Below are 19,213 nucleotides of genomic sequence, written 5' to 3' on the forward strand. Positions count from 1 at the left end.
GGCCCGCCTGGGGGCCGGGACGGGGCCGGAACCCCCGCGCTACCCGCCCGCTTCAGCGTGTCGTCCGCCTGAGTTCGAGGCGTTCCTTCTCCGACAGGCCGCCCCAGACGCCGAAGCGTTCGTCGTTCTGCAGGGCGTACTCGAGGCAGGCCGGGCGGATCTCGCACATGCCGCAGATGCGCTTCGCCTCACGCACCGAGCTGCCCGGCTCCGGAAAGAAGAAGTCCGCCCCCGTCTGTGCGCACAGCGCCTGAGCCTGGGCCTGCCAGGCGAAGTCGGCCGGGGTGATGGTGTCGATGTGCATGGACGAGATCGTGCCGGGGGCCGAAAAACGTTCGATCAACGCGTCATCAACGCCGCCCGGCGCGGCCCCCGGCCACCCTGATGGTGGCGCCCGGACCCACCGCGGCGCACGGCGGCGCGCGGAAGCCGGTGGAAAGAGGGCTCCGGCAGCGATTGTCAGTGGGCGGTGCAAGACTCGGCAGTGCAGAGAACGGGACCCTTCCGAGGAGGGCGAAGATGCTCACCACCCGTTTCGTCAACGGCGCTCCCAACTGGCTCGACGTCGGCACCTCCGACATCGACGGCGCCATCTCCTTCTACGGCGGCCTGTTCGGCTGGCGGTTCCAGTCGGCGGGGCCGGACGCCGGCGGATACGGCTTCTTCCAGCTGGACGGGAAGACCGCGGCGGGCGGTGTGCAGACCACGCCCGAGCAGGGGCCGCCGACTTGGACCGTGTACTTCCAGAGCGGGAACGCCGAGGCCACCGCCAAGGCGGCCGAGCAGGCACACGGCAGTGTGCTGATGCAGCCCATGGACGTGATGGGCGAGGGGCACATGGCGATCCTGGCCGACAAGGCGGGCGTGCCGTTCGGCATCTGGCAGCCGGGCCGGACCAAGGGCCTCGACGTGGCGAACGAGGCGGGCGCGCTGTCATGGGTCGAGCTGTACACCCCGGACATCGCCGCGGCCGCCTGGTTCTACCACGAGACGTTGGGCCTGGAGACGGCTGCGGTGGACTTCCCCGGTGGCACGTACACCACCGTCAATCCCGCCGGGGGCGGTGAGGACTCCATGTTCGGCGGCATCGTCCCGCTCGCCGACGACCCGTCGGAGGACCGCGCCTACTGGCTGCCGTACTTCGAGGTCGCCGACACGGACGCCATGCTCGTCAGGGCACAGGAACTGGGCGGCGAGGTGCGCGTTGCCGCCACGGACATCGAGGGCGTGGGCCGCTTCGCCAAACTCGCAGACCCCTACGGCGCCCGCTTCGCGGTGATCAAGAGCGCAGCGCCGCAGACGTGAGGTGACGAGGACACCGGACGGTCATGCCAGCGGGACGGCCGCACGCGCCTGGGCGACCGCGGCCGCCAGCTGGTGCTGCACCTCCTCGGGCAGCGGCGTGCCCTGAACGGTGCCGACCAGGTCCTGGGCCAGGACGTGCAGCTTGGTGTTGGTGTTCTGGGAGGCGCTGACGAGCACGGTCCACGCCACCTCGGGGCTCAGGCTGAAGGAGGCCATCAGGATGCCGCGGGCCAGGTCTATGGACGGCCGCGTCTGCATCGCCCGTCGCAGCTCGGCGACCTCCTTGCGCAGCTCTTGATCGACCGCCTCCGGCGCCGTCGGACCGCCACCGGCAGCATCCGGCTCGGTGCTCCCGGCATCGTCGGAGCCGGGGAGCGCGAACAGCTCCCGGGCGCCGGTCAGCTCCAGCAGCCGGTCGACCGAAGGGCTGCTGGAACTGATGGTGATCGTCTTGCCCTCGTCGAGAGCCTTCCGCCGCAGACCGAGCAGAAGGTTGAGGCCGGAGCAGTCGCAGAAACCGATGGCGCTCAGGTCCAGGTCGATACCGCTCGCCGAACCGTCCAGGGCCTCGGTCAGGCCGTTTTCGAGCTGTCGGCCGCCGTGGTCGAGCTCACCGCGCACCCGGACGTTCATGCGATCGCCGTCCGGCACGACGTCGATCGTCACCAGGCATGTCTGCGCGGACTGCGCAGGCTCCGACATGGCCTTCTCTCCCTCGAGTGCTCGTCCGTCTCCGCTCCCAAGGTTTCCCTGTTCCCCCGCACACGTCAAGAAATACGTGAAATCTAGTACGTGCTTTTGAATACGCGAACAGTGAGTCGCTACAGTTGGAACATGGATGGAGTGCCCGAGCCACACACTGGATGGACGTTCGTCACGAATCATGCGCGCGTACTGGCAGCCATCGCCGACGATCACAGCGCCCGGATCCGTGACATCGCCGCACACTGCCGCCTCACCGAACGCGCCGTTCAGAAGATCATTTCCGACCTCGAACATGCCGGCTATCTCTCCCACACCCGGGAGGGACGGACCAACACCTACCGCATCGATCCCAGCAAGGTCCTGCGCCATCCCGCCGAGGCCGGACTGACCGTCGCAGCACTGCTCTCCCTGCTCGTGCGAGCCGAGGAAGTCCGCTCCGCCGACGACACACGGCGCCACGCCAGGGCCTGACCGCACCAAAGGCGTTCACGGCGCTCTGCGCCTGCCCCGGCGATCCAGGCCGAGCCGCCCGGCTACGCCGAGGCCCGTCGCACGAGTGTCGTCGGCAGGACCACGCTGGACGGTGCGTCTGCCACGCCCTGGTCGGCGGGGCGGGGACCGAGACGGCGCAGCAGCAGTCGGGCCATCAGCCGGCCCATCTCCTCGATGTCCTGACGGACCGTCGTCAGCGGCGGGTCGGTCTGCTCGGCGACCGGCAGCATGTCGTCGAAGCCGATCACGGCGACATCCTCGGGCACTCGCCGCCCGCGCTCACGCAGCACGCGCAGCGCACCCGCCGCGGTGAGGTCGTTGGCGGCGAACACCGCGTCCAGATCGGGGCGGCGCTCGAGGAGTTCACTCATCGCCCGCTCACCGCCGGCCGGAGTGAAGTCGCTCTCGACGATGAGCCTGGGATCGGCGTCGACCATGACGTCCCGGAAGCCGTCGAGCCGGTCCGCCGCGGACGTCTGGTCGAGGGGCCCGGTGATGTGTGCGATCCGGGTACGGCCGAGGCCGGCGAGATGGCGTACGGCCTCACGAGCACCGCCGCGGTTGTCGCTGTCGACGTAGACCACCCCGCTGCGGCCGTCGCTCCAGCCGGGCCGCCCGCCGAACACCGTTGGCACACCCGCATGCCGGATCAGCCCGGGCAGCGGATCGTCGAGGTGCAGGGAGAAGACGAGGGCGCCGTCGACATGACCGCCGGCCAGGTAGCGGCCGACGCGGGCGTGGTCGTCGCGGCCCTCGGTGAGCAGCAGCACGAGCTGGTTGTCGTGGGCCGTCAACTCCTTGCTGATTCCCCTCAGTTGCAGCGCGAAGAAGGGGTCGGCGAAGACGCGGGTCTCCGGCTCGGCAATGACCACGGCCACGGCGTCGTGCCGTTTGGTCACCAGGCTGCGGGCAGCCTGGTTGGGCACGTATCCGAGTTCCTCCACCGCCCGCCGGACCCGTGCCACCAGGGGTTCCCTGACCCCGTCGCCGCCGTTCACCACGCGTGAGGCGGTCGCCCGGGACACGCCCGCCCGGGCGGCCACGGCCTCCAGCGTGGGGCGCGGCGCTGTGTCGGTCACTTCGGGCTCCTGCTCCTGCTCGGCGGTTGCCGATCAGGATAGCTCCGGGCGGGCGGCGCCGTGAGAGCGCTCTCGGATCATCGGGACCCGTCGTGAGGGCCAGGTCTTCTCCGCGCCGCGCACAGCAGGACCGATGTCGTGTCCCACCGGGACATCCGGATCAAGGAGTTGTAGGCGGCTGCTTCTTCGCCCGGCTCGGCTGTACCCGCTTGGGCTCCCCCGGCATCTTGGGGTACTCGGGCGGGTACGGCAGATCACCCAGCCCGTGGTCGTGCTCGTCGCGGCGGGCGAGTTCGAGCAGGCCCTCCAGCGAGAAGCGCCGGTGGTCCATGTCCGCGTGCACATCGCCGAGTTCGGCGAAGCGTGCGGGCATGGTCGCGATGTCGAAGTCCCGCGGGTGCGCGACGCCCACCTCGTCCCACCTCAGGGGCGCCGAGACGGGGGCGTGCGGGCGAGGTCGTACGGAATAGGCGGAGGCGATGGTGCGGTCGCGGGCGGTCTGGTTGTAGTCGATGAAGATCTTCTCGCCCCGCTCCTCCTTCCACCACTTGATCGTCACGTGGTCCGGCATCCGGCGTTCCATCTCCCGGCCCACGGCGATGGCGGCGCGGCGTACCTGGGTGAAGGTCCAGCGCGGCTCGATCGGCACGAAGACGTGCAGTCCACGGCCACCGGAGGTCTTCGGGAAGCCCTTGAGCCCGCCGAACTCGTCGAGGACGACGCGCAGTTCGTGGGCGGCGCGGACGGCGTCGTCGTAGTCGGTGCCGGGCTGCGGGTCGAGGTCGATGCGGAGTTCGTCGGGGCGGTCGACGTCGTCGCGGCGCACCGGCCAGGGATGGAAGGTGAGCGTGCCGTACTGGGCGGCCCACAGGACGGCGGCCTCCTCGGTGGGGCACATCTCGTCGGCGCTGCGGCCGCTGGGGAAGGTGATGTGGGCGGTCGGGATCCAGTCGGGCATGTTCTTGGGCGCCCGTTTCTGGAAGAAGTTCTCGCCGGTCACCCCCTCCGGGTAGCGCTCCAGGGTGGTGGGCCGGTCGCGCAGGGCACGCAGAATGCCGGGGCCGACCGCGACGTAGTACCGGGCGAGGTCCAGCTTGGTGAAACCGCGCTCCGGGAAGAAGATCTTGTCCGGGCTGGACAGGCGGACGGTGCGGCCGCCCGCTTCCAGTTCCACCGCTTCACCCATGCGGCCACGGTAGGCGTAGCTCGTAAACCTCGCATACCGGGCGACAAGCATCGTATGCGAGCAGAATCGGAACCATGGATCTGCCGGTGATGCCGCCCGTGAAGCCGATGCTCGCCAAGTCGGTGGCGAGGATTCCGCCGGGCATGCACTACGAGGCGAAGTGGGACGGCTTCCGGGCGATCGTGTTCCGTGACGGGACCGAGGTCGAGCTCGGCAGCCGTACCGGCAAGCCGCTGACCAGGTACTTTCCCGAGCTGGTGGCCGCGGTGAAGGAGCGGGTGCCCGAGCGGTGCGTGCTGGACGGAGAGATCGTCATCGCCCGGGAGGGGCGGCTGGACTTCGACGCGCTCACCGAACGTATCCACCCGGCGGACTCCCGGGTGCGGATGCTCGCGGAGAAGACTCCGGCGTCGTTCGTGGTCTTCGACCTGCTCGCCCTGGCGGACGAATCGCTGCTGGACGTGCAGCTGACCGACCGGCGGGCGCTGCTGGAGCGGGCACTTGCCGACGTCACCGCGCCGGTCCACCTCGCGCCGGCCACCACCGACATCGACGTGGCGCAGAGCTGGTTCGAGCAGTACGAGGGGGCGGGCCTGGACGGAGTCGTCGCCAAGCCGCTCACCGGCCGCTACCTCCAGGACGAGCGCGCCATGTACAAGATCAAGCACGAGCGCACCGCGGACGTCGTCGTCGCGGGCTACCGCCTCCACAAGAGCGGCCCGATCGTGGGCTCACTGCTGCTCGGCCTCTACGACGACCGGGGCACCCTGCAGCACGTGGGCGTGTCGGCGGCGTTCCCGATGAAGCGGCGCGCGGAGCTGATCGAGGAACTGGAGCCCTTGCGGATGGAGGACTCAGCGGGGCACCCCTGGGCGGCCTGGTCGGACGAGACGGCGCACGAGACGGCCCGGCTGCCCGGCGCCCCGAGCCGCTGGTCGGGCAAGAAGGACCTGTCCTGGGTGCCGTTGAGACCGGAGCGGGTGGCCGAGGTGGCGTACGACCACATGGAGAACGGGGCGCGCTTCAGGCACACGGCACGCTTCCGCCGCTGGCGCCCGGACCGCACCCCGGAGAGCTGCACCTACGCCCAGCTGGAGGAACCGGTGCGGTACGACCTGGCGGAGGTCTTCGGGGCCGGGGGCGCCTGACCGGCGCTGCCCGGGTGGCACGCCCCTACGGTGTCATCAGCACCTTGACCGCTCCGTCCTGCTTGCGCTGGAACATCTCGTACGCGTGCGGCGCGTCCGCCAGCGGCAGCCGGTGGGTGGCGAAGTCGTCGACGCCGAGGGGGTCCTCGTCCGTCAGGTACGGGAGGATCTCGTCGCTCCAGCGGCGTACGTTGGCCTGGCCCATGCGGATCTGGAGCTGCTTGTCGAACATGGTGAGCAGCGGCATCGGATCGGCCGTGCCGCCGTAGACGCCGACGAGGGAAAGCGTGCCGCCGCGGCGGACCAGTTCGATGGCGGTGTGCAGAGCGGCGAGGCGGTCGATGCTGAAGCGTTCGGCGAGCGGGCCCGCGATCTTGCGGGGCAGCAGCGCCGAGGCCTGCTGGGCCAGCCGTGCGGCCGCGCTGCCGTGGGCCTCGGTGCCGACCGCGTCGATCACGGCGTCGGGGCCGCGCCCGTCGGTCTCGTCGCGGATCGCCTGGACGAGCTCCTTCTCGCTGTCGAAGCTCCGCAGGTCGTAGGTCTCCACGCCGCGAGCCTTCGCCCGGCGCAGCCGCTCGCTCACCAGGTCCACCCCGAACACCCGCCCGGCGCCGCGCACTTGGGCGACACGGCAGGCCATGTCACCGATCGGCCCGAGACCGAGTACGGCGACGCTGCCGCCCTCCGGGATCCCCGCGTACTCCACTGCCTGCCAGGCGGTGGGCAGGACGTCGGAGAGATAGACGAAACGGTCGTCGGGCGGACCTTCCGGGACCTTGATCGGCCCGTACTGCGCCTGCGGCACCCGCAGGTACTCGGCCTGGGCGCCCGGCACCGCGCCGTACAGGCGGGTGTAGCCGAAGAGAGCGGCGCCCATGCCCTCGCCGGTCACCTGTGTGGTCTCGCACTGCGTCGGCAGCCCCGTCAGACACATCCAGCAGTTGCCGCACGCGATCTGGAACGGCACCACCACCCGGTCGCCCACCGCGAGGTCCGGCACCGCGGCCCCGACCTCCTCGACGATGCCCATCGGTTCGTGTCCGAGGATGTCGCCCGGTGTCATGAACGGCGTGAGTACCTCGTACAGATGCAGATCGGAGCCGCACAGCCCCGTCGAGGTGATGCGGATGACGGCATCGGTCGGCTCCTGGATCCCCGGATCGGGCATCTCCTCCACTCGTACGTCCCGCTTCCCCTGCCAGGTCACAGCCTTCATCGCGTGGCGCTCCCTCCATCGCACAGGTCTGTCTGCTCCTGCGGTGCCGCCCGGGTACCCGCCCCGCCGCTTCCCGAAGCGGGATCGGGAGCACGGCCGGAAACAGGGCCCGGAGCGGGTCAGGGCCAATGGGCGTATCGAACGCGCGCGATCAGAACCAAGCGGGTATGGGCATAAGTGAACGTATAAGCACACAATCAATGACACGGGATGTGATGCCACGGTGAGCACGGGACGGCGGGCGCGTCCGCGACGCGCCTCGATGACAGTGGCGCTGCTGGCCGCCACGGCGACGGCCGCGCTGGCGGCAGGCTGTACGGATCAGCACGGCCCGGCGCAGGACGGGCGCGGCCGGACGCAGGCCCCCAGGCAGCCGAAGGAGACCACCGGCGGCGCCCCCGTACTGGCCGTGAAGATCGACAACGCGCCCGAGGCCCGGCCCCAGACGGGACTCGACTCGGCGGACGTCGTGTACGCGGAACAGGTCGAGGGCGGGCTGAGCCGCCTGATGGCGGTCTACGCGAGCACACTGCCGAAGGTCGTCGGGCCGGTGCGCAGTGCCCGCGAGTCGGATCTGGAGCTGCTGCGCCAGTTCCACCGTCCGACGCTCGCCTTCTCCGGGGCGCAGCACAAGCTGCTGCCGCTGATCAACAGCGCGCCCCTGCGGGCGGAGCCGCCCGAAAAGGCGCCCGGAGCCTACTTCCGCGGCACCGACAGACCCGCGCCGGACAACCTCTACCTGCACCCCGCCCGCCTGATGCCGTCGCCACCGGGTGCGAAGGCGCTGACCACCGGTTTCCGCTACGGCGCCGCACCGGCCGGCGGCAGACCGGAGAACACCCGCACGATCCGCTTCCCGGCCGCCGGCTTCACCTTCGCCTGGTCCGCGGGCCTGCACCGCTACCTGGTCGCGATGGACGGCAGACCCACCACGGCGACCGGCGGAAGGCGGGTGGCGCCGGCGACGGTCGTCGTGCAGTACGTGAAGGTGCGGCAGTCCGCCTTCCACGACCGCCTCGGCAACAACACGCCGTACACCGAGACGGTCGGCTCCGGGAAGGCGCAGGTCCTGCGCGACGGACGCGTCTACGACGTCAACTGGCAGCGCAGGAAGGCCACCGACGGCACACAGTTCACGACGAAGGACGGCAGGCCGGTCGCCTTCGCGAAGGGCCAGGTATGGGTGGTACTGACGAAGGCACCACGCTAGGTCCGGAGCGCTCAGCCCTGTGCCACGAGGGGTTCCGCCGGGTTGCGGAGCCCCTCGGCCGCATCGGCGACCCGCCGGATGAGATCGAAGAACACCGACTGCTCCTCGGCGGAGAGCGGGGCCAGGAAGACCTGGTTCATCCGGGCCGTGCGCACCGTCAGCTTGCGGTGGGTGCGCACACCGTCGTCGGTCAGGCGCAGCAGGAAACGGCGGCCGTCCTGCGGATCACGCACCTTGTCGAGCAGCCCGCGGCGCCCGAGCCGGCTGATCACCTCGGCGATCGTCGACCGGTCGAGGCCCACCCGCTCCCCCACCGTGCGCTGGTCCAGGCCCGGCTCGGCGACGAGCGCGTTGAGGACCGCGAACTGCGGCGAGGTGATCTCCTCCGAGACCATCGTGTTCCACAGCAGGTAGTGGGCCTGCTGCAGCCGCCGGGCCAGGTGCCCGGGGTGGGTGGTGAGGTCCACCGCGGCCATGTGCGCTCCCGAGGTCGAATTCGTTGGTGCACTGAACGATACTCGTCGTGTAGTCGACTGTCTGCAGAGCCGCATTTCGCTACTGACCTTGCTGTTCTTGAGGGTCTTGACGTCCGGCGGCTCCGGTGGCAGCGTGAAGGAAACTTCACTGAAATACTCAGTGCCCTGATTAATTCGTGACCGGGCGCTCTGACGGGATGGGGCTTCGCGGATGGACAAGGTGGTCGCCACGGCCGCTGAGGCGGTGGCGGATGTGCCGGAGGGTGCGTCGCTCGCGGTGGGCGGGTTCGGGCTGAGCGGTGTGCCGAACGTGCTGATCGGCGCGTTGCACGAGCGGGGTGTGTCCGGGCTGAGCGTGGTCTCCAACAACTGCGGGGCGATGGAGACGGGGCTTGCGGTGCTGCTCGCGGCGGGGCGGATCGCGCGGGTGACCGGCTCCTACATCGGGGCGAACAAGGAGTTCGCGCGGCAGTACCTGGCCGGAGAGCTGGAGGTGGAGCTGATCCCGCAGGGCACGCTGGCGGAGCGGCTGCGGGCGGGCGGGGCCGGAATCCCGGCCTTCTACACCCCGGCCGGGGTCGGCACACAGGTCGCCGACGGAGGACTGCCCTGGCGCTACGACGGCCAGGGCGGGGTCGCGCTGGCCTCGCCGCCGAAGGAGGTGCGGGAGTTCGACGGCACCGAGTACGTGCTGGAGCGGGGCATCCGCACCGACTTCGCGCTGGTACGGGCGGCGAAGGGCGATCGGCACGGGAACCTGGTGTTCAACAAGTCCACCCGCAACTTCAACCCCCTCGCCGCGATGGCCGGGCGGGTCACGATCGCCGAGGTGGAGGAGCTGGTGGAGCCCGGCAGGATCGATCCGGACGCGGTGCATCTGCCGGGGATCTTCGTGCAGCGGGTGGTCGCCCTGACGCCGGAGCAGGCACGGGACAAGAAGATCGAGCAGCGGACGGTGAGCAGCTGATGGCCTGGACACGCGAGCAGATGGCCGCGCGGGCCGCGCGCGAGCTGGAGGACGGGCAGTACGTCAATCTCGGCATCGGACTGCCGACACTGATCCCGAACCACCTCCCGGCGGGAGTGGAGGTGGTGCTGGAGTCGGAGAACGGGATCCTCGGCACCGGCCCCTACCCCACCGAGGACGCCGTCGACCCGGATCTGATCAACGCCGGCAAGGAGACCGTGACCGTCCTGCCGGGGGCGTCCTTCTTCGATTCGGCACTGTCGTTCTCGATGATCCGGGGCGGGCACATCGATGTCGCGGTGCTGGGCGCGATGCAGGTCTCCGCCCGTGGTGACCTGGCGAACTGGGCGATCCCCGGGAAACTGATCACCGGGATCGGCGGGGCGATGGACCTGGTGCACGGGGCCCGCACGGTGATCGTGGTGATGACCCACACCGCCAAGGACGGCTCGGCGAAGATCCTTGAGGAGTGTGCGCTGCCGTTGACCGGCAAGGCGTGTGTGGACCGTGTCATCACCGATCTCGGCGTGATCGACGTGACACCGGACGGACTCGTGTTGACCGAGGTGGCCCCCGGAGTGAGCGTCGACGACGCCGTCGCCCGGACCGGCGCCAAGCTGACCGTTGCGGAGGAGCTGCTGTGAACTCGGTTTACATCGTCGATGCGGTGCGCACCCCGATCGGCCGCTACAACGGCGGCCTCGCCTCCGTCCGCCCGGACGACCTGGCCGCCCACGCGATCCGTGAACTCCTCGCTCGGACACCGCAGTTGGATCCATCCCGGATCGAGGACGTCTACTTCGGCAACGCGAACGGGGCGGGCGAGGAGAACCGCAACGTCGCCCGCATGGCCGCGCTGCTGGCCGGGCTGCCGACCTCCGTGCCCGGGGTGACCGTCAACCGGCTGTGCGCCTCCGGCCTGGAAGCGGTCATCCAGGCGGCCCGCGCCATCGCGGTCGGCGACGCCCACATCGCCGTGGCCGGAGGCGTGGAGTCGATGACCCGCGCCCCGTACGTGCTGCCCAAGAACGACAAGCCCTTCCCCGCCGCCCACACCGAGCTGTACTCCACCACGCTCGGCTGGCGCATGGTCAACCCGCAGATGGACCCGCAGTGGACCATTCCGCTCGGCGAGTCGGCCGAACTGATCGCCGACAAGCACAAGATCAGCCGTGAGCAGCAGGACGAGTTCGCCCTGGCCAGTCACCGCAAGGCCGCCGCCGCCCAGCAACAGGGCCTGTTCGACGCCGAGTCGGCGCCCGTCTCCATCCCGCAGCGCAAGGGCGACCCGGTCGCCTTCGCCGTCGACGAGTGCGTCCGGCCGGACGCCTCCCTTGCCGCGATGGCCAAGCTGAAGCCGTCCTTCCGCAAGGACGGCGGCACGGTCACCGCAGGCAACGCCTCGCCCCTGAACGACGGCGCCGCCGCCCTGCTGCTGGTCGACGAGGAGGGCCTGGAAGCGGTCGGCCGCGAGCCGCTGGCCCGTGTCTCGGCGACCGGCGTCAACGCCGTCGACCCGCACTACTTCGGCCTCGCCCCGGTCGAGGCGGTCAACCGGGCCCTGGCCAAGGCGGGCAAGGCCTTCGCGGACCTGTCCGTGCTGGAGCTGAACGAGGCGTTCGCCGCCCAGGTGCTGGGCTGCGTCGCCGAATGGCCCGAGTTCGATCCCGCGATCCTCAACCCGCAGGGCGGCGCCATCGCCCTCGGTCACCCGCTCGGTGCCTCCGGTGCCCGGCTCGCCGGCACCGTCGCGCACCAGCTCGCCCGCCGCGGCTCCGGAACCGGCGTCGCCACCCTCTGCATCGGCGTCGGCCAGGGCCTCGCCCTCGTCCTCGAACGTTAAGAACACCCAGGAAGCCCCAGGGACCCCCATGACTCTCACCCAGCAGGACATCGACCAGGAGATCGCGGCCGAGCACGCCGCGTACGAGAAGCGGATCGCCGACGGGGCGCCCGTGGAGCACCAGCCGCGACGCGACTACGCGCCGTACCGCTCGTCCGTCCTGCGGCACCCCGAGCAGCCGCCGATCACCATCGACGTGACGAAGGACCCGGAGCTGGTGGAACTCTCCTCCCCTGCCTTCGGCGAGCGCGACATCACCGAGATCGACAACGACCTCACCCGGCAGCACACCGGCGAACCGATCGGCGAGCGCATCACCGTCTCCGGGCGGCTGCTCGACCGGGACGGGCGTCCGATCCGCGGTCAGCTCATCGAGATCTGGCAGGCCAACTCGGCCGGCCGCTACGCCCACCAGCGCGAGCAGCACGACGCCCCGCTGGACCCGAACTTCACCGGCGTCGGCCGCACACTGACCGACGACGACGGGCAGTACCACTTCACCACCGTGCAGCCGGGCCCGTACCCGTGGCGTCAGCACCTCAACGCCTGGCGGCCGGCGCACATCCACTTCTCGCTCTTCGGCACGGCGTTCACACAGCGGCTCGTGACGCAGATGTACTTCCCGAGCGACCCGCTGTTCCCGTACGACCCGATCATCCAGTCGGTGACCGACGACGCGGCCCGGCAGCGGCTGGTCGCCACATACGACCACAACCTGTCCGTGCCGGAGTTCTCGATGGGTTACCACTGGGACATCGTGCTGGACGGGCCGCACGCCACCTGGATCGAAGAAGGACGCTGACCTGCCATGACGAAGATCGACACGAGCCGTCCGGAGACGGTGCTCCCGACCCCGTCGCACACGGTGGGCCCCTTCTACGGCCATGCCCTGCCCTTCCCCGGCGGCGGCGACATCGCCCCCGTCGGCCACCCGGACACGATCACCGTCCAGGGGTACATCTACGACGGAGAGGGCAACCCGCTGCCGGACGCCTTCGTGGAGCTGTGGGGCGCCGACCCCGACGGCAACATCCCGCAGGTCGACGGTTCGATCCGGCGCGACCCGGCGAGCGGCGGCTATCTGGGCCGCAACGGCGTGGAGTTCACCGGCTGGGGACGCATCCAGACGGACGCCAACGGCCACTGGTACGCGCGGACGCTGCGGCCCGGCGCGCGGGGACGCAGTGCGCCGTACCTCAGCGTCTGTGTGTTCGCGCGCGGGCTGCTGGTGCACCTGTTCACCCGGATCTATCTGCCCGGTGACGAGGCGGCGCTCGCCGCGGACCCGGTGCTGTCCCAGGTACCGGACGGGCGACGCGGCACGCTGATCGCGACGGACGACGGCAGGGGCACATACCGTTTCGACATCCGCCTTCAGGGCGAAGGCGAGACGGTCTTCCTGGAGTTCCAGTGACTTCTGTCGGCTTCGACGACACCGGCCTGCTCGCCCCCGGGTGGGCAGGCTCCCCCGCCGCTTCGGCGACCGGCGACACGGCCTTTCTGCAGGCCCTGCTCGACGCCGAGGCCGCCCTGACCCGGGCCCAGTCCGCTCTCGGCCTCGCGCCGTCCGAGGCGGCGGCCGCGGTGACCGAGGCGGCCGACGCCGCCCGTTTCGACGTACGCTCCCTCGCCGAGCGCGCCCGCGCGGGCGGCAACCCGGTCATCCCTCTGCTCGCCGACCTGACGAAGGCGGTCGGCGAGGAGTACGGGCCCTACGTCCACCGCGGCGCGACCAGCCAGGACATCATGGACACGGCGACGATGCTGGTCGCCGTGCGCACCCTGGGCCTGGTCCTCGCCGACCTCGGCCGCACCGAACGGGCGCTGGCCCGGCTGGCCGCGGACCACCGCGACACCGCGATGCCGGGACGGACGCTCACCCAGCACGCCGTACCGACGACGCTCGGGCTGAAGGCGGCCGGCTGGCGTTCGCTCGTCCTCGACGCGCGGGACCGCATCAAGGCCGTACGGGACGCGCTGCCCGCCCAACTCGGCGGCGCAGCAGGGACATTGGCGGCCTTCACCGTGTACGGCGCCCAGGACACGCAGGCCCTGACGGCGGCCTACGCCCACGAACTGGGGCTTCGCGAACCGATTCTGCCCTGGCACACCCTGCGCACGCCGATCGCCGACCTCGCCGGATGCCTGGCCTTCGCGGCCGGGGCGCTGGGCAAGCTCGCCGCGGACGTGCTGGCTCTCGGCCGTACCGAGGTCGCCGAGGTCGCGGAGGGCAGCGGCGGCGGCTCGTCGGCGATGCCACACAAGGCGAACCCCGTGCGGTCCACGCTGATCGCGGCCGCGGCCCGGCGTGCTCCGCAGCTCGCGGCGACCCTGTACGGATCGCTGGCCGCCGAGGAGGAGCGTCCGGCCGGGGCCTGGCACGCCGAGTGGGAACCGCTCCGGGATCTGCTGCGGCTGGTCGGCGGTGCCGCCCGGAACGCCGCCGAACTGGCCGAAGGCCTGCGCGTGCACCCGGACGTCATGCGTGAACACCTGGATCTGACCCACGGGTTGATCGTCTCGGAGCGGCTGTCCGCGGAGCTGGCTCCCGTGCTCGGCCGCGCCCGCGCCAAGGCCCTGCTCACGGAGCTGGCGAAGCGCACCTACACCGAAGGGCGGCCGTTGGCCGAACTGCTCGCCGAGAAAACGGAGTTGAAGGACATCGACGTCGTCGAGCTCACCGACCCCGCCCGTTACACCGGCTCCGCCGGATCCCTCACCGACCGTGCCCTGGAGCGACGTTGACCGACAAACGCCTCAACCACCGTGCCGAGGGGTCCACTTCCGCTCCGCCGCTGCTGCTCGGTCCCTCGCTCGGGACGTCGTACGCGCTGTGGGACAAGGTGGCACCCGAGCTGTCCATCACCCACCGCGTGATCCGCTGGGACCTGCCGGGGCACGGCGGGTCGGCGCCCGGTCTGATCGGTTCCGGCGCGACCGTCGCTGACCTCGCCGATCTGGTGCTCGCGCTCGCCGACTCGCTGGGCATCGAGCGGTTCGCGTATGCGGGGGTGTCGCTCGGCGGTGCCGTCGGACTGCATCTCGGCCTGCACCACCCCGAACGGCTGTCCTCCCTGGCCGTGATCTGCTCCTCGGCCCACTTCAACGGCGCGAAGCCGTGGCAGGAGCGGGCCGAGCTGGTGCGGCGCGAGGGGCTGGACTCGCTCGTGGCCAGTGCCGACGCGCGCTGGTTCACGCCCGGCTTCTCCGTGCCGGAGCTGGTGCGGGACCAGGCGGAGGCCGACCCCGAGGCGTACGCCGCCTGCTGTGACGCGCTGGCCGCCTTCGATCTGCGGGAACGGCTCCCGGAGATCTCCGTGCGCACGCTGCTGATCGCCGGGCGCGAGGACAAGGCGACTCCGCCGCCGCATCTGCGGGAGATCGCGGACGCCGTGCCCGGCGCCACGCTGGTGGAGCTTCCGCACGCCGCGCATCTGGCGCCCGCCCAGTGTCCGGAAGCCGTGCTGACCGCCCTCCGGACCCACCTCGGCTCAGGTGCCAGGCGCGGCATGGAGGTACGGCGGGAGGTGCTCGGCGATGCGCACGTGGACCGGGCGCAGGCCCGGCAGACGCCCTTCACCGCCCGCTTCCAGGACTTCATCTCGCGCTACGCCTGGGGCGAGATCTGGACCGACCCGACGCTCAGCCGCCGCGAACGCAGCATGATCACACTGACGGCGCTGGTCGCACACGGGCACTACGACGAGCTGGCCATGCACGTGCGGGCGGCCCGGCGCAACGGGCTCACCTCCGAGGAGATCGGCGCCGTACTGCTGCAGACGGCCGTGTACTGCGGGGTCCCGGCGGCGAACTCGGCGTTCGCGGCGGCCCAGCGGGTGCTGGCCGAGGAGGACGGCCTCTGAGGGCAACCGGTCTCAGAGGGTGACCCTGCTGGTGGTACCTCCAGCAGCCTCTCGCACATGCCTGCACCGCGCGCCTACGGTGGAGGCATGTCCACCATCCTGATCACCGGCGCCACCTCCGGCCTCGGCCGCTACGTGGCCTTCGAGCTGGTCCGCTCCGGGCACCTCGTGCTCGCGCACGGCCGCGATCCGGGCCGTACGGAGCGGCTGGTCGAGGAGCTGCGCACCGAGGGCGACGCGGACGGCTTCGTCGCCGACCTCGCCTCGCTGACGCAGGTGCGCGAGCTGGGCGCCCACGTCGCCGACGCCCACCCCGACCTCGACGTCCTGATCAACAACGCGGGCGTGGGAGCGGGCGCGCCCGGCGCCGGGCGTGAACTGAGCGCCGACGGCCACGAACTGCGCCTCGCCGTGAACTACTTGGCACCGGTCGTGCTGACCCGCGCCGTGCTCCCGGTACTGCGCGCGAACACACCCGCACGGATCGTCAACGTCGGCTCGGTCGGCCAGGATCCCCTCGACTTCGACGACATCGAATTCAGGCGCCAGTACGACGGCTTCGCCGCCTACCGCCGCGCCAAGTTCGCCCTGGCCGCCCACACCTTCGCCCTGGCCGAGGAGTTGGCGAACACCGGCATCTCGGTCAACGTCCTCCACCCGGCCACCTTCATGGACACAGCCATGGTCCGCGAGGGCGGAGTCACCCCGTGGAACACGGTCGCAGACGGCGCCCCGGGCGTACTGGCCCTGGCCACCCAGGACCTGGGCACAGGCGGCTACTTCGACGGCACAACCCCGTCGAGGGCACACGAGTCGACGTACGACCGAGAGGTACACAAGCGTCTGTCGACGGTCACGGACCAACTCCTGGCGCTGTAAGCCCCCAGGGGCGCGGGGCCGTCGCACGACCTTGCGCCCTTGAGCTCTTCAGCGGACCCCGAGGCCACTCTCCAGCGCCACCCGAGCCTGCGCCACCAACCCGTCCGCCCCACACGAACGAGCCAGCGCCAACCCACGGTTCAGCTCGGTGACGGACCTCGCAGCGATCCCGTACTCAACCCGCGCCGCGGCGTGTTCGTACTGGCAAGGCGAGGCCTCCAGGTAGGCCACGGCCTGCGCGGCCAAGCGAACCGCCCGCTGCCCGGTCTCCAGCGCGGCGGCGCACCTGAGCGCCTCGCCTATGGCGGTATCCGTACCGAAGCGCTCGGCGCGCCGCCGGGCATCCGTGGCCAGTTGCGCGGCCCGGGCCGGGTCCTTCTTGGCGAGGGCCCGGGCGAGGTCGAAGGCCCAGGGAATGACCAGGGGGTTGTGGTGGCCGCGCGCAGCCGCCGCCTTCTCGGCCTCCTCCAGCTCGTTGATGCCGTCCTGGGTGCGGCCGACGGCGAGCAGCAGCCGACCGCGCACGGAGCGCGGGTCCAGCATCACCATGGGGGACGGGTAGGGCGGCGCGAAACCGCACTGGTCGGCGATCGCCCAGGCCTCGTCGACATGGCCGCGGGCGAGCAGGACGTCGATGAGATTGCTGGTGGCGCACCAGTATAGGGGCAGTCCGCGGCCGACGCGCTCGGCGAGGCGCAGCGCCTCGCGCAGGGACGCCTCCGCCTCCCTGAGCCGACCGCGCCTGCGGTGTCCGAGGCCGATGTGGGCATGAGCGAGGGAGAGGTGACCGCCGCTCCAGCCGGCCGACTCGTAGGTGCGCACGGCCTCGTTGTAGAAGCTCTCGGCGCGGTCGAGGCGGTCGGTGTAGGCGTAGGAGTTGGCGAGCATCACCAGCAGTTCGATGCCCCACTCGGTGTCGGTCCAGCCGAGTCCCGGTGCGAGGCGGCCGTTGACGAGGGCACGGTCGCACACCTCGACGACTTCCTCGGCGTTCTCGCCCCGGATCAGGGCGTCGAAGCCGCGCAGCATCAGGAGGACGCGCTCGGAGTTGTTGCGGCCGGTGCAGGTGCGGGCCAGTTCGGCAAGCCGCTCGGAGCGTCCCGGCGAGTTCGACTCACCGGAGTAGATGCCCTCCCACATGTACTGCACGGCCTGCAGCCGCATCTTCGCGGGCCCCTCCGGGTGCCGGGCCGCCTCCGCCTCGACCGTCCGGACGGCCTCCTCCATCTGGTCGTTGTGGAGGAGGGCCTGGGAGAGGCGGAAGACGGCGTCGACGCGCTCGTCGCCGTCGAGGCCGGGCATGCCGAGCGCGGACTGCAGGTGGTCGATGGTGGTGGCCGGGGCGGTGAGGAGGGTGGCGCAGCCGAGTTCGTAGAGCACGCGCGCGTGGATCTCGGGAAGGGGCGGTTCCAGCAGGGCGCGCTCCAGGCAGCGGCGGGCCGCGTCGGGGGCGCCGACGGCGAGGTGTTCGCGGGCCGCCTCGCGCAGTTGCTCGACGAGTTCCTCGTCGTCGTCCGGGTGGACCTGCAGGAGGTGCCGGGAGGCCATGGCGGCACCTCGTCCGGACTCGGTGACGACCTGGGCGGCGATGCCGTGCATGGCGGTGCGCAGGGCGTCCGGGATGGAGTTGTAGACGGCGGTGGCGATCAGCGGGTGCACGAACTCCAGGTCGCCGTCGCCGGCCTGGGCGCTCGCCGGGTCGGGTTCGGTGAGGATGCGGGCGTCCTGCAGCAGCTCGGCGCAGCGCAGTGCCTCGTCGTGGTCCATGGTGGCGAGCTCTGCGACCAGGCCGACGGAGATGCCGGTGCCCAGGATGGCGGCCGCCCAGGCGAAGCGGGTGGCGGCGATGCCGAGTTCCTCGAGGCGGGCGACGAGGCCGCCGCCGCGGGCCGAGCGGTTGAGGGCGCGCAGCTCGGCGGCCGCGCCCTCGGTCGGCTCCAGTTCGCTGTCCTGGACCTTGGCGAGGAGTTCCACGGTCTCGTACGGGTTGCCGCCGGTGACGGCCCAGACCTCGCGGCAGAACGGGGCGTCGGCGTGCGCGCCGAGGGTGGCGCGGGTGAGGCCCGCGGTGGCGTCCGGGGTGAGGGCGTTCAGGTCGGCGTCGGGGTGGCCCGAGGCGGCGGCGATCGCATCGAGGTGACGGGCGCTCTCGCCGCTGACCTCGCCGGGCCGGCGGGCCACGACGACCAGGACGGACAGGTCGTCGAGACGTTGGGCGAACGCGGCGAGCCAGCGGAGCGTCTCCTGGTCGGCCCAGTGCGCGTCGTCGATCAGCAGGACCAGCGGCCAGTCGCGGCGGGCCAGCCGGCGTACCCCGGCGACCAGGCCGTCGCAGACGCCCTGCGGGTCGGCCTGGCGTTCGCCGGGTTCCGTGATGCCGAGGGCGGGACCTGCGATGTCGTACCAGTCGCCGAGGTACTCGCGGGCTTCTTCCGGCATGAGGGAGACCAGTGCGGGCTGCAGCAACTGGCGGACCACATTGAACGGAACGGATCTGAGGGTCTCGCCGCCGCGGGTCGACCACACCGTGCAGTTGCGCTGTTCCGCGATGCGGCGGATCTCGGCCAGCAGGGCGGTCTTGCCGAGGCCCGCCTCGCCGCGGACCATCAGCAGGCTGCCCGAGGACGAGCGGTCGGCGCACAGCGTGTCGATCGCCTGCTTGATGGCGGTGATCTCCTCGTCGCGCTCCCACAGGGAGGCCGAGGCGGCCTCCATGGGCCGGACCTCCGTCATCCCGCTACCTCCCCAAGTCGCCCGAACGACGTACAGACATCGAGCGTAGCCGTCGGATTGCAGAAGTGGAGGGGGGTCCGGGTAGCTGTTGCCGTGATGGGTGACAGCGGG

General features: G+C 71.1%; 19 protein-coding genes. 12 read left to right on the top strand and 7 right to left on the bottom strand.

The window, feature by feature from the left end:
• Nucleotides 1–52 precede the first annotated feature (52 nt).
• Nucleotides 53–304: a WhiB family transcriptional regulator gene (locus AB0N07_RS22665; RefSeq protein ID WP_365837744.1), complete on the bottom strand. Its 252-nt coding sequence runs from the start codon at nt 302–304 to the stop codon at nt 53–55.
• A 215-nt stretch (nt 305–519) separates the two neighbouring features.
• Here AB0N07_RS22665 and AB0N07_RS22670 point away from each other — a divergent pair, with 215 nt between their 5' ends.
• Nucleotides 520–1,305: a VOC family protein gene (locus AB0N07_RS22670; RefSeq protein WP_365837746.1), complete on the top strand. Its 786-nt coding sequence runs from the start codon at nt 520–522 to the stop codon at nt 1,303–1,305.
• Between the two features lie 21 nt (nt 1,306–1,326).
• Here the strand turns inward: AB0N07_RS22670 and AB0N07_RS22675 are convergent, their stop codons facing one another.
• The gene (locus tag AB0N07_RS22675) at nt 1,327–2,007 is read right to left on the bottom strand and encodes an ANTAR domain-containing protein (protein ID WP_365837748.1); all 681 of its coding nucleotides are present in this window, start codon (nt 2,005–2,007) and stop codon (nt 1,327–1,329) included.
• Nucleotides 2,008–2,139: 132 nt separating this feature from the next.
• Between AB0N07_RS22675 and AB0N07_RS22680 the strand changes: the two genes are divergently transcribed.
• Nucleotides 2,140–2,481 (top strand): ArsR family transcriptional regulator, encoded by a 342-nt coding sequence (locus AB0N07_RS22680; RefSeq protein WP_365837750.1) that lies wholly within the window; start codon nt 2,140–2,142, stop codon nt 2,479–2,481.
• A 62-nt stretch (nt 2,482–2,543) separates the two neighbouring features.
• On the opposite strand, the gene AB0N07_RS22685 is transcribed toward AB0N07_RS22680, so the two are convergent.
• Both AB0N07_RS22685 and ligD read right to left on the bottom strand, forming a co-directional pair.
• Complete coding sequence (locus AB0N07_RS22685; RefSeq protein ID WP_365837752.1) at nt 2,544–3,581, bottom strand: LacI family DNA-binding transcriptional regulator; 1,038 nt, start codon at nt 3,579–3,581, stop codon at nt 2,544–2,546.
• A 160-nt stretch (nt 3,582–3,741) separates the two neighbouring features.
• Entirely contained in the window at nt 3,742–4,767 is a 1,026-nt protein-coding gene (gene ligD / locus AB0N07_RS22690) for a non-homologous end-joining DNA ligase (RefSeq protein WP_365837754.1), read from the bottom strand.
• A 74-nt stretch (nt 4,768–4,841) separates the two neighbouring features.
• Here ligD and AB0N07_RS22695 point away from each other — a divergent pair, with 74 nt between their 5' ends.
• Entirely contained in the window at nt 4,842–5,915 is a 1,074-nt protein-coding gene (locus AB0N07_RS22695) for an ATP-dependent DNA ligase (protein WP_365837756.1), read from the top strand.
• A gap of 25 nt (nt 5,916–5,940) precedes the next feature.
• On the opposite strand, the gene AB0N07_RS22700 is transcribed toward AB0N07_RS22695, so the two are convergent.
• A complete protein-coding gene (locus AB0N07_RS22700) occupies nt 5,941–7,131 on the bottom strand; it encodes a zinc-dependent alcohol dehydrogenase (protein ID WP_365837758.1) in 1,191 nt (396 codons plus the stop codon).
• A 262-nt stretch (nt 7,132–7,393) separates the two neighbouring features.
• On the opposite strand from AB0N07_RS22700, the gene AB0N07_RS22705 reads away from it, so the two are divergent.
• Nucleotides 7,394–8,341 (top strand): DUF3048 domain-containing protein, encoded by a 948-nt coding sequence (locus tag AB0N07_RS22705; RefSeq protein ID WP_365837886.1) that lies wholly within the window; start codon nt 7,394–7,396, stop codon nt 8,339–8,341.
• An 11-nt stretch (nt 8,342–8,352) separates the two neighbouring features.
• Here AB0N07_RS22705 and AB0N07_RS22710 read toward each other — a convergent pair whose 3' ends face one another.
• Nucleotides 8,353–8,817, bottom strand: coding sequence for a MarR family transcriptional regulator (locus tag AB0N07_RS22710; RefSeq protein WP_099932670.1), 465 nt, complete (start codon nt 8,815–8,817; stop codon nt 8,353–8,355).
• Nucleotides 8,818–9,028: 211 nt separating this feature from the next.
• On the opposite strand from AB0N07_RS22710, the gene AB0N07_RS22715 reads away from it, so the two are divergent.
• The 8 genes from AB0N07_RS22715 (at nt 9,029) to AB0N07_RS22750 (ending at nt 16,369) form a co-directional block, all read left to right on the top strand.
• Entirely contained in the window at nt 9,029–9,784 is a 756-nt protein-coding gene (locus tag AB0N07_RS22715; RefSeq protein ID WP_365837761.1) for a CoA transferase subunit A, read from the top strand.
• Nucleotides 9,784–10,428 (top strand): CoA transferase subunit B, encoded by a 645-nt coding sequence (locus tag AB0N07_RS22720; protein ID WP_365837763.1) that lies wholly within the window; start codon nt 9,784–9,786, stop codon nt 10,426–10,428. Before AB0N07_RS22715 ends, AB0N07_RS22720 begins: the two co-directional genes overlap by 1 nt.
• The gene (locus AB0N07_RS22725) at nt 10,425–11,627 is read left to right on the top strand and encodes a thiolase family protein (RefSeq protein WP_365837765.1); all 1,203 of its coding nucleotides are present in this window, start codon (nt 10,425–10,427) and stop codon (nt 11,625–11,627) included. Before AB0N07_RS22720 ends, AB0N07_RS22725 begins: the two co-directional genes overlap by 4 nt.
• A gap of 28 nt (nt 11,628–11,655) precedes the next feature.
• Nucleotides 11,656–12,429 (top strand): protocatechuate 3,4-dioxygenase subunit beta, encoded by a 774-nt coding sequence (pcaH, locus tag AB0N07_RS22730; protein WP_365837767.1) that lies wholly within the window; start codon nt 11,656–11,658, stop codon nt 12,427–12,429.
• 6 nt (nt 12,430–12,435) lie between these two features.
• Complete coding sequence (gene pcaG, locus AB0N07_RS22735; protein WP_365837769.1) at nt 12,436–13,041, top strand: protocatechuate 3,4-dioxygenase subunit alpha; 606 nt, start codon at nt 12,436–12,438, stop codon at nt 13,039–13,041.
• Nucleotides 13,038–14,372: a 3-carboxy-cis,cis-muconate cycloisomerase gene (gene pcaB, locus AB0N07_RS22740; RefSeq protein WP_365837771.1), complete on the top strand. Its 1,335-nt coding sequence runs from the start codon at nt 13,038–13,040 to the stop codon at nt 14,370–14,372. The genes pcaG and pcaB overlap by 4 nt, the downstream gene beginning before the upstream one ends.
• Nucleotides 14,369–15,490, top strand: a complete 1,122-nt coding sequence (gene pcaD / locus AB0N07_RS22745) for a 3-oxoadipate enol-lactonase (protein ID WP_365837773.1) — start codon at nt 14,369–14,371, stop codon at nt 15,488–15,490. Before pcaB ends, pcaD begins: the two co-directional genes overlap by 4 nt.
• Before the next feature lie 87 nt (nt 15,491–15,577).
• Nucleotides 15,578–16,369, top strand: coding sequence for an SDR family NAD(P)-dependent oxidoreductase (locus AB0N07_RS22750; RefSeq protein WP_365837775.1), 792 nt, complete (start codon nt 15,578–15,580; stop codon nt 16,367–16,369).
• Nucleotides 16,370–16,417: 48 nt separating this feature from the next.
• Here AB0N07_RS22750 and AB0N07_RS22755 read toward each other — a convergent pair whose 3' ends face one another.
• Nucleotides 16,418–19,102 (bottom strand): AAA family ATPase, encoded by a 2,685-nt coding sequence (locus AB0N07_RS22755; protein ID WP_365837777.1) that lies wholly within the window; start codon nt 19,100–19,102, stop codon nt 16,418–16,420.
• Nucleotides 19,103–19,213: the final 111 nt, after the last annotated feature.

Origin of the sequence: Streptomyces sp. NPDC051172 (assembly GCF_040682555.1) — a bacterium.
GTDB lineage: Bacteria > Actinomycetota > Actinomycetes > Streptomycetales > Streptomycetaceae > Streptomyces.

What these genes read in the sequence shown, in the direction of transcription:
- AB0N07_RS22665 (WP_365837744.1), bottom strand. Translation starts at nt 304, where the DNA reads ATGCACATCGACACCATCACCCCGGCCGACTTCGCCTGGCAGGCCCAG.
- AB0N07_RS22670 (WP_365837746.1), top strand. Translation starts at nt 520, where the DNA reads ATGCTCACCACCCGTTTCGTCAACGGCGCTCCCAACTGGCTCGACGTC.
- AB0N07_RS22675 (WP_365837748.1), bottom strand. Translation starts at nt 2,007, where the DNA reads ATGTCGGAGCCTGCGCAGTCCGCGCAGACATGCCTGGTGACGATCGAC.
- AB0N07_RS22680 (WP_365837750.1), top strand. Translation starts at nt 2,140, where the DNA reads ATGGATGGAGTGCCCGAGCCACACACTGGATGGACGTTCGTCACGAAT.
- ligD (WP_365837754.1), bottom strand. Translation starts at nt 4,767, where the DNA reads ATGGGTGAAGCGGTGGAACTGGAAGCGGGCGGCCGCACCGTCCGCCTG.
- AB0N07_RS22695 (WP_365837756.1), top strand. Translation starts at nt 4,842, where the DNA reads ATGGATCTGCCGGTGATGCCGCCCGTGAAGCCGATGCTCGCCAAGTCG.
- AB0N07_RS22700 (WP_365837758.1), bottom strand. Translation starts at nt 7,131, where the DNA reads ATGAAGGCTGTGACCTGGCAGGGGAAGCGGGACGTACGAGTGGAGGAG.
- AB0N07_RS22705 (WP_365837886.1), top strand. Translation starts at nt 7,394, where the DNA reads ATGACAGTGGCGCTGCTGGCCGCCACGGCGACGGCCGCGCTGGCGGCA.
- AB0N07_RS22710 (WP_099932670.1), bottom strand. Translation starts at nt 8,817, where the DNA reads ATGGCCGCGGTGGACCTCACCACCCACCCCGGGCACCTGGCCCGGCGG.
- AB0N07_RS22715 (WP_365837761.1), top strand. Translation starts at nt 9,029, where the DNA reads ATGGACAAGGTGGTCGCCACGGCCGCTGAGGCGGTGGCGGATGTGCCG.
- AB0N07_RS22720 (WP_365837763.1), top strand. Translation starts at nt 9,784, where the DNA reads ATGGCCTGGACACGCGAGCAGATGGCCGCGCGGGCCGCGCGCGAGCTG.
- pcaH (WP_365837767.1), top strand. Translation starts at nt 11,656, where the DNA reads ATGACTCTCACCCAGCAGGACATCGACCAGGAGATCGCGGCCGAGCAC.
- pcaG (WP_365837769.1), top strand. Translation starts at nt 12,436, where the DNA reads ATGACGAAGATCGACACGAGCCGTCCGGAGACGGTGCTCCCGACCCCG.
- AB0N07_RS22750 (WP_365837775.1), top strand. Translation starts at nt 15,578, where the DNA reads ATGTCCACCATCCTGATCACCGGCGCCACCTCCGGCCTCGGCCGCTAC.
- AB0N07_RS22755 (WP_365837777.1), bottom strand. Translation starts at nt 19,102, where the DNA reads ATGACGGAGGTCCGGCCCATGGAGGCCGCCTCGGCCTCCCTGTGGGAG.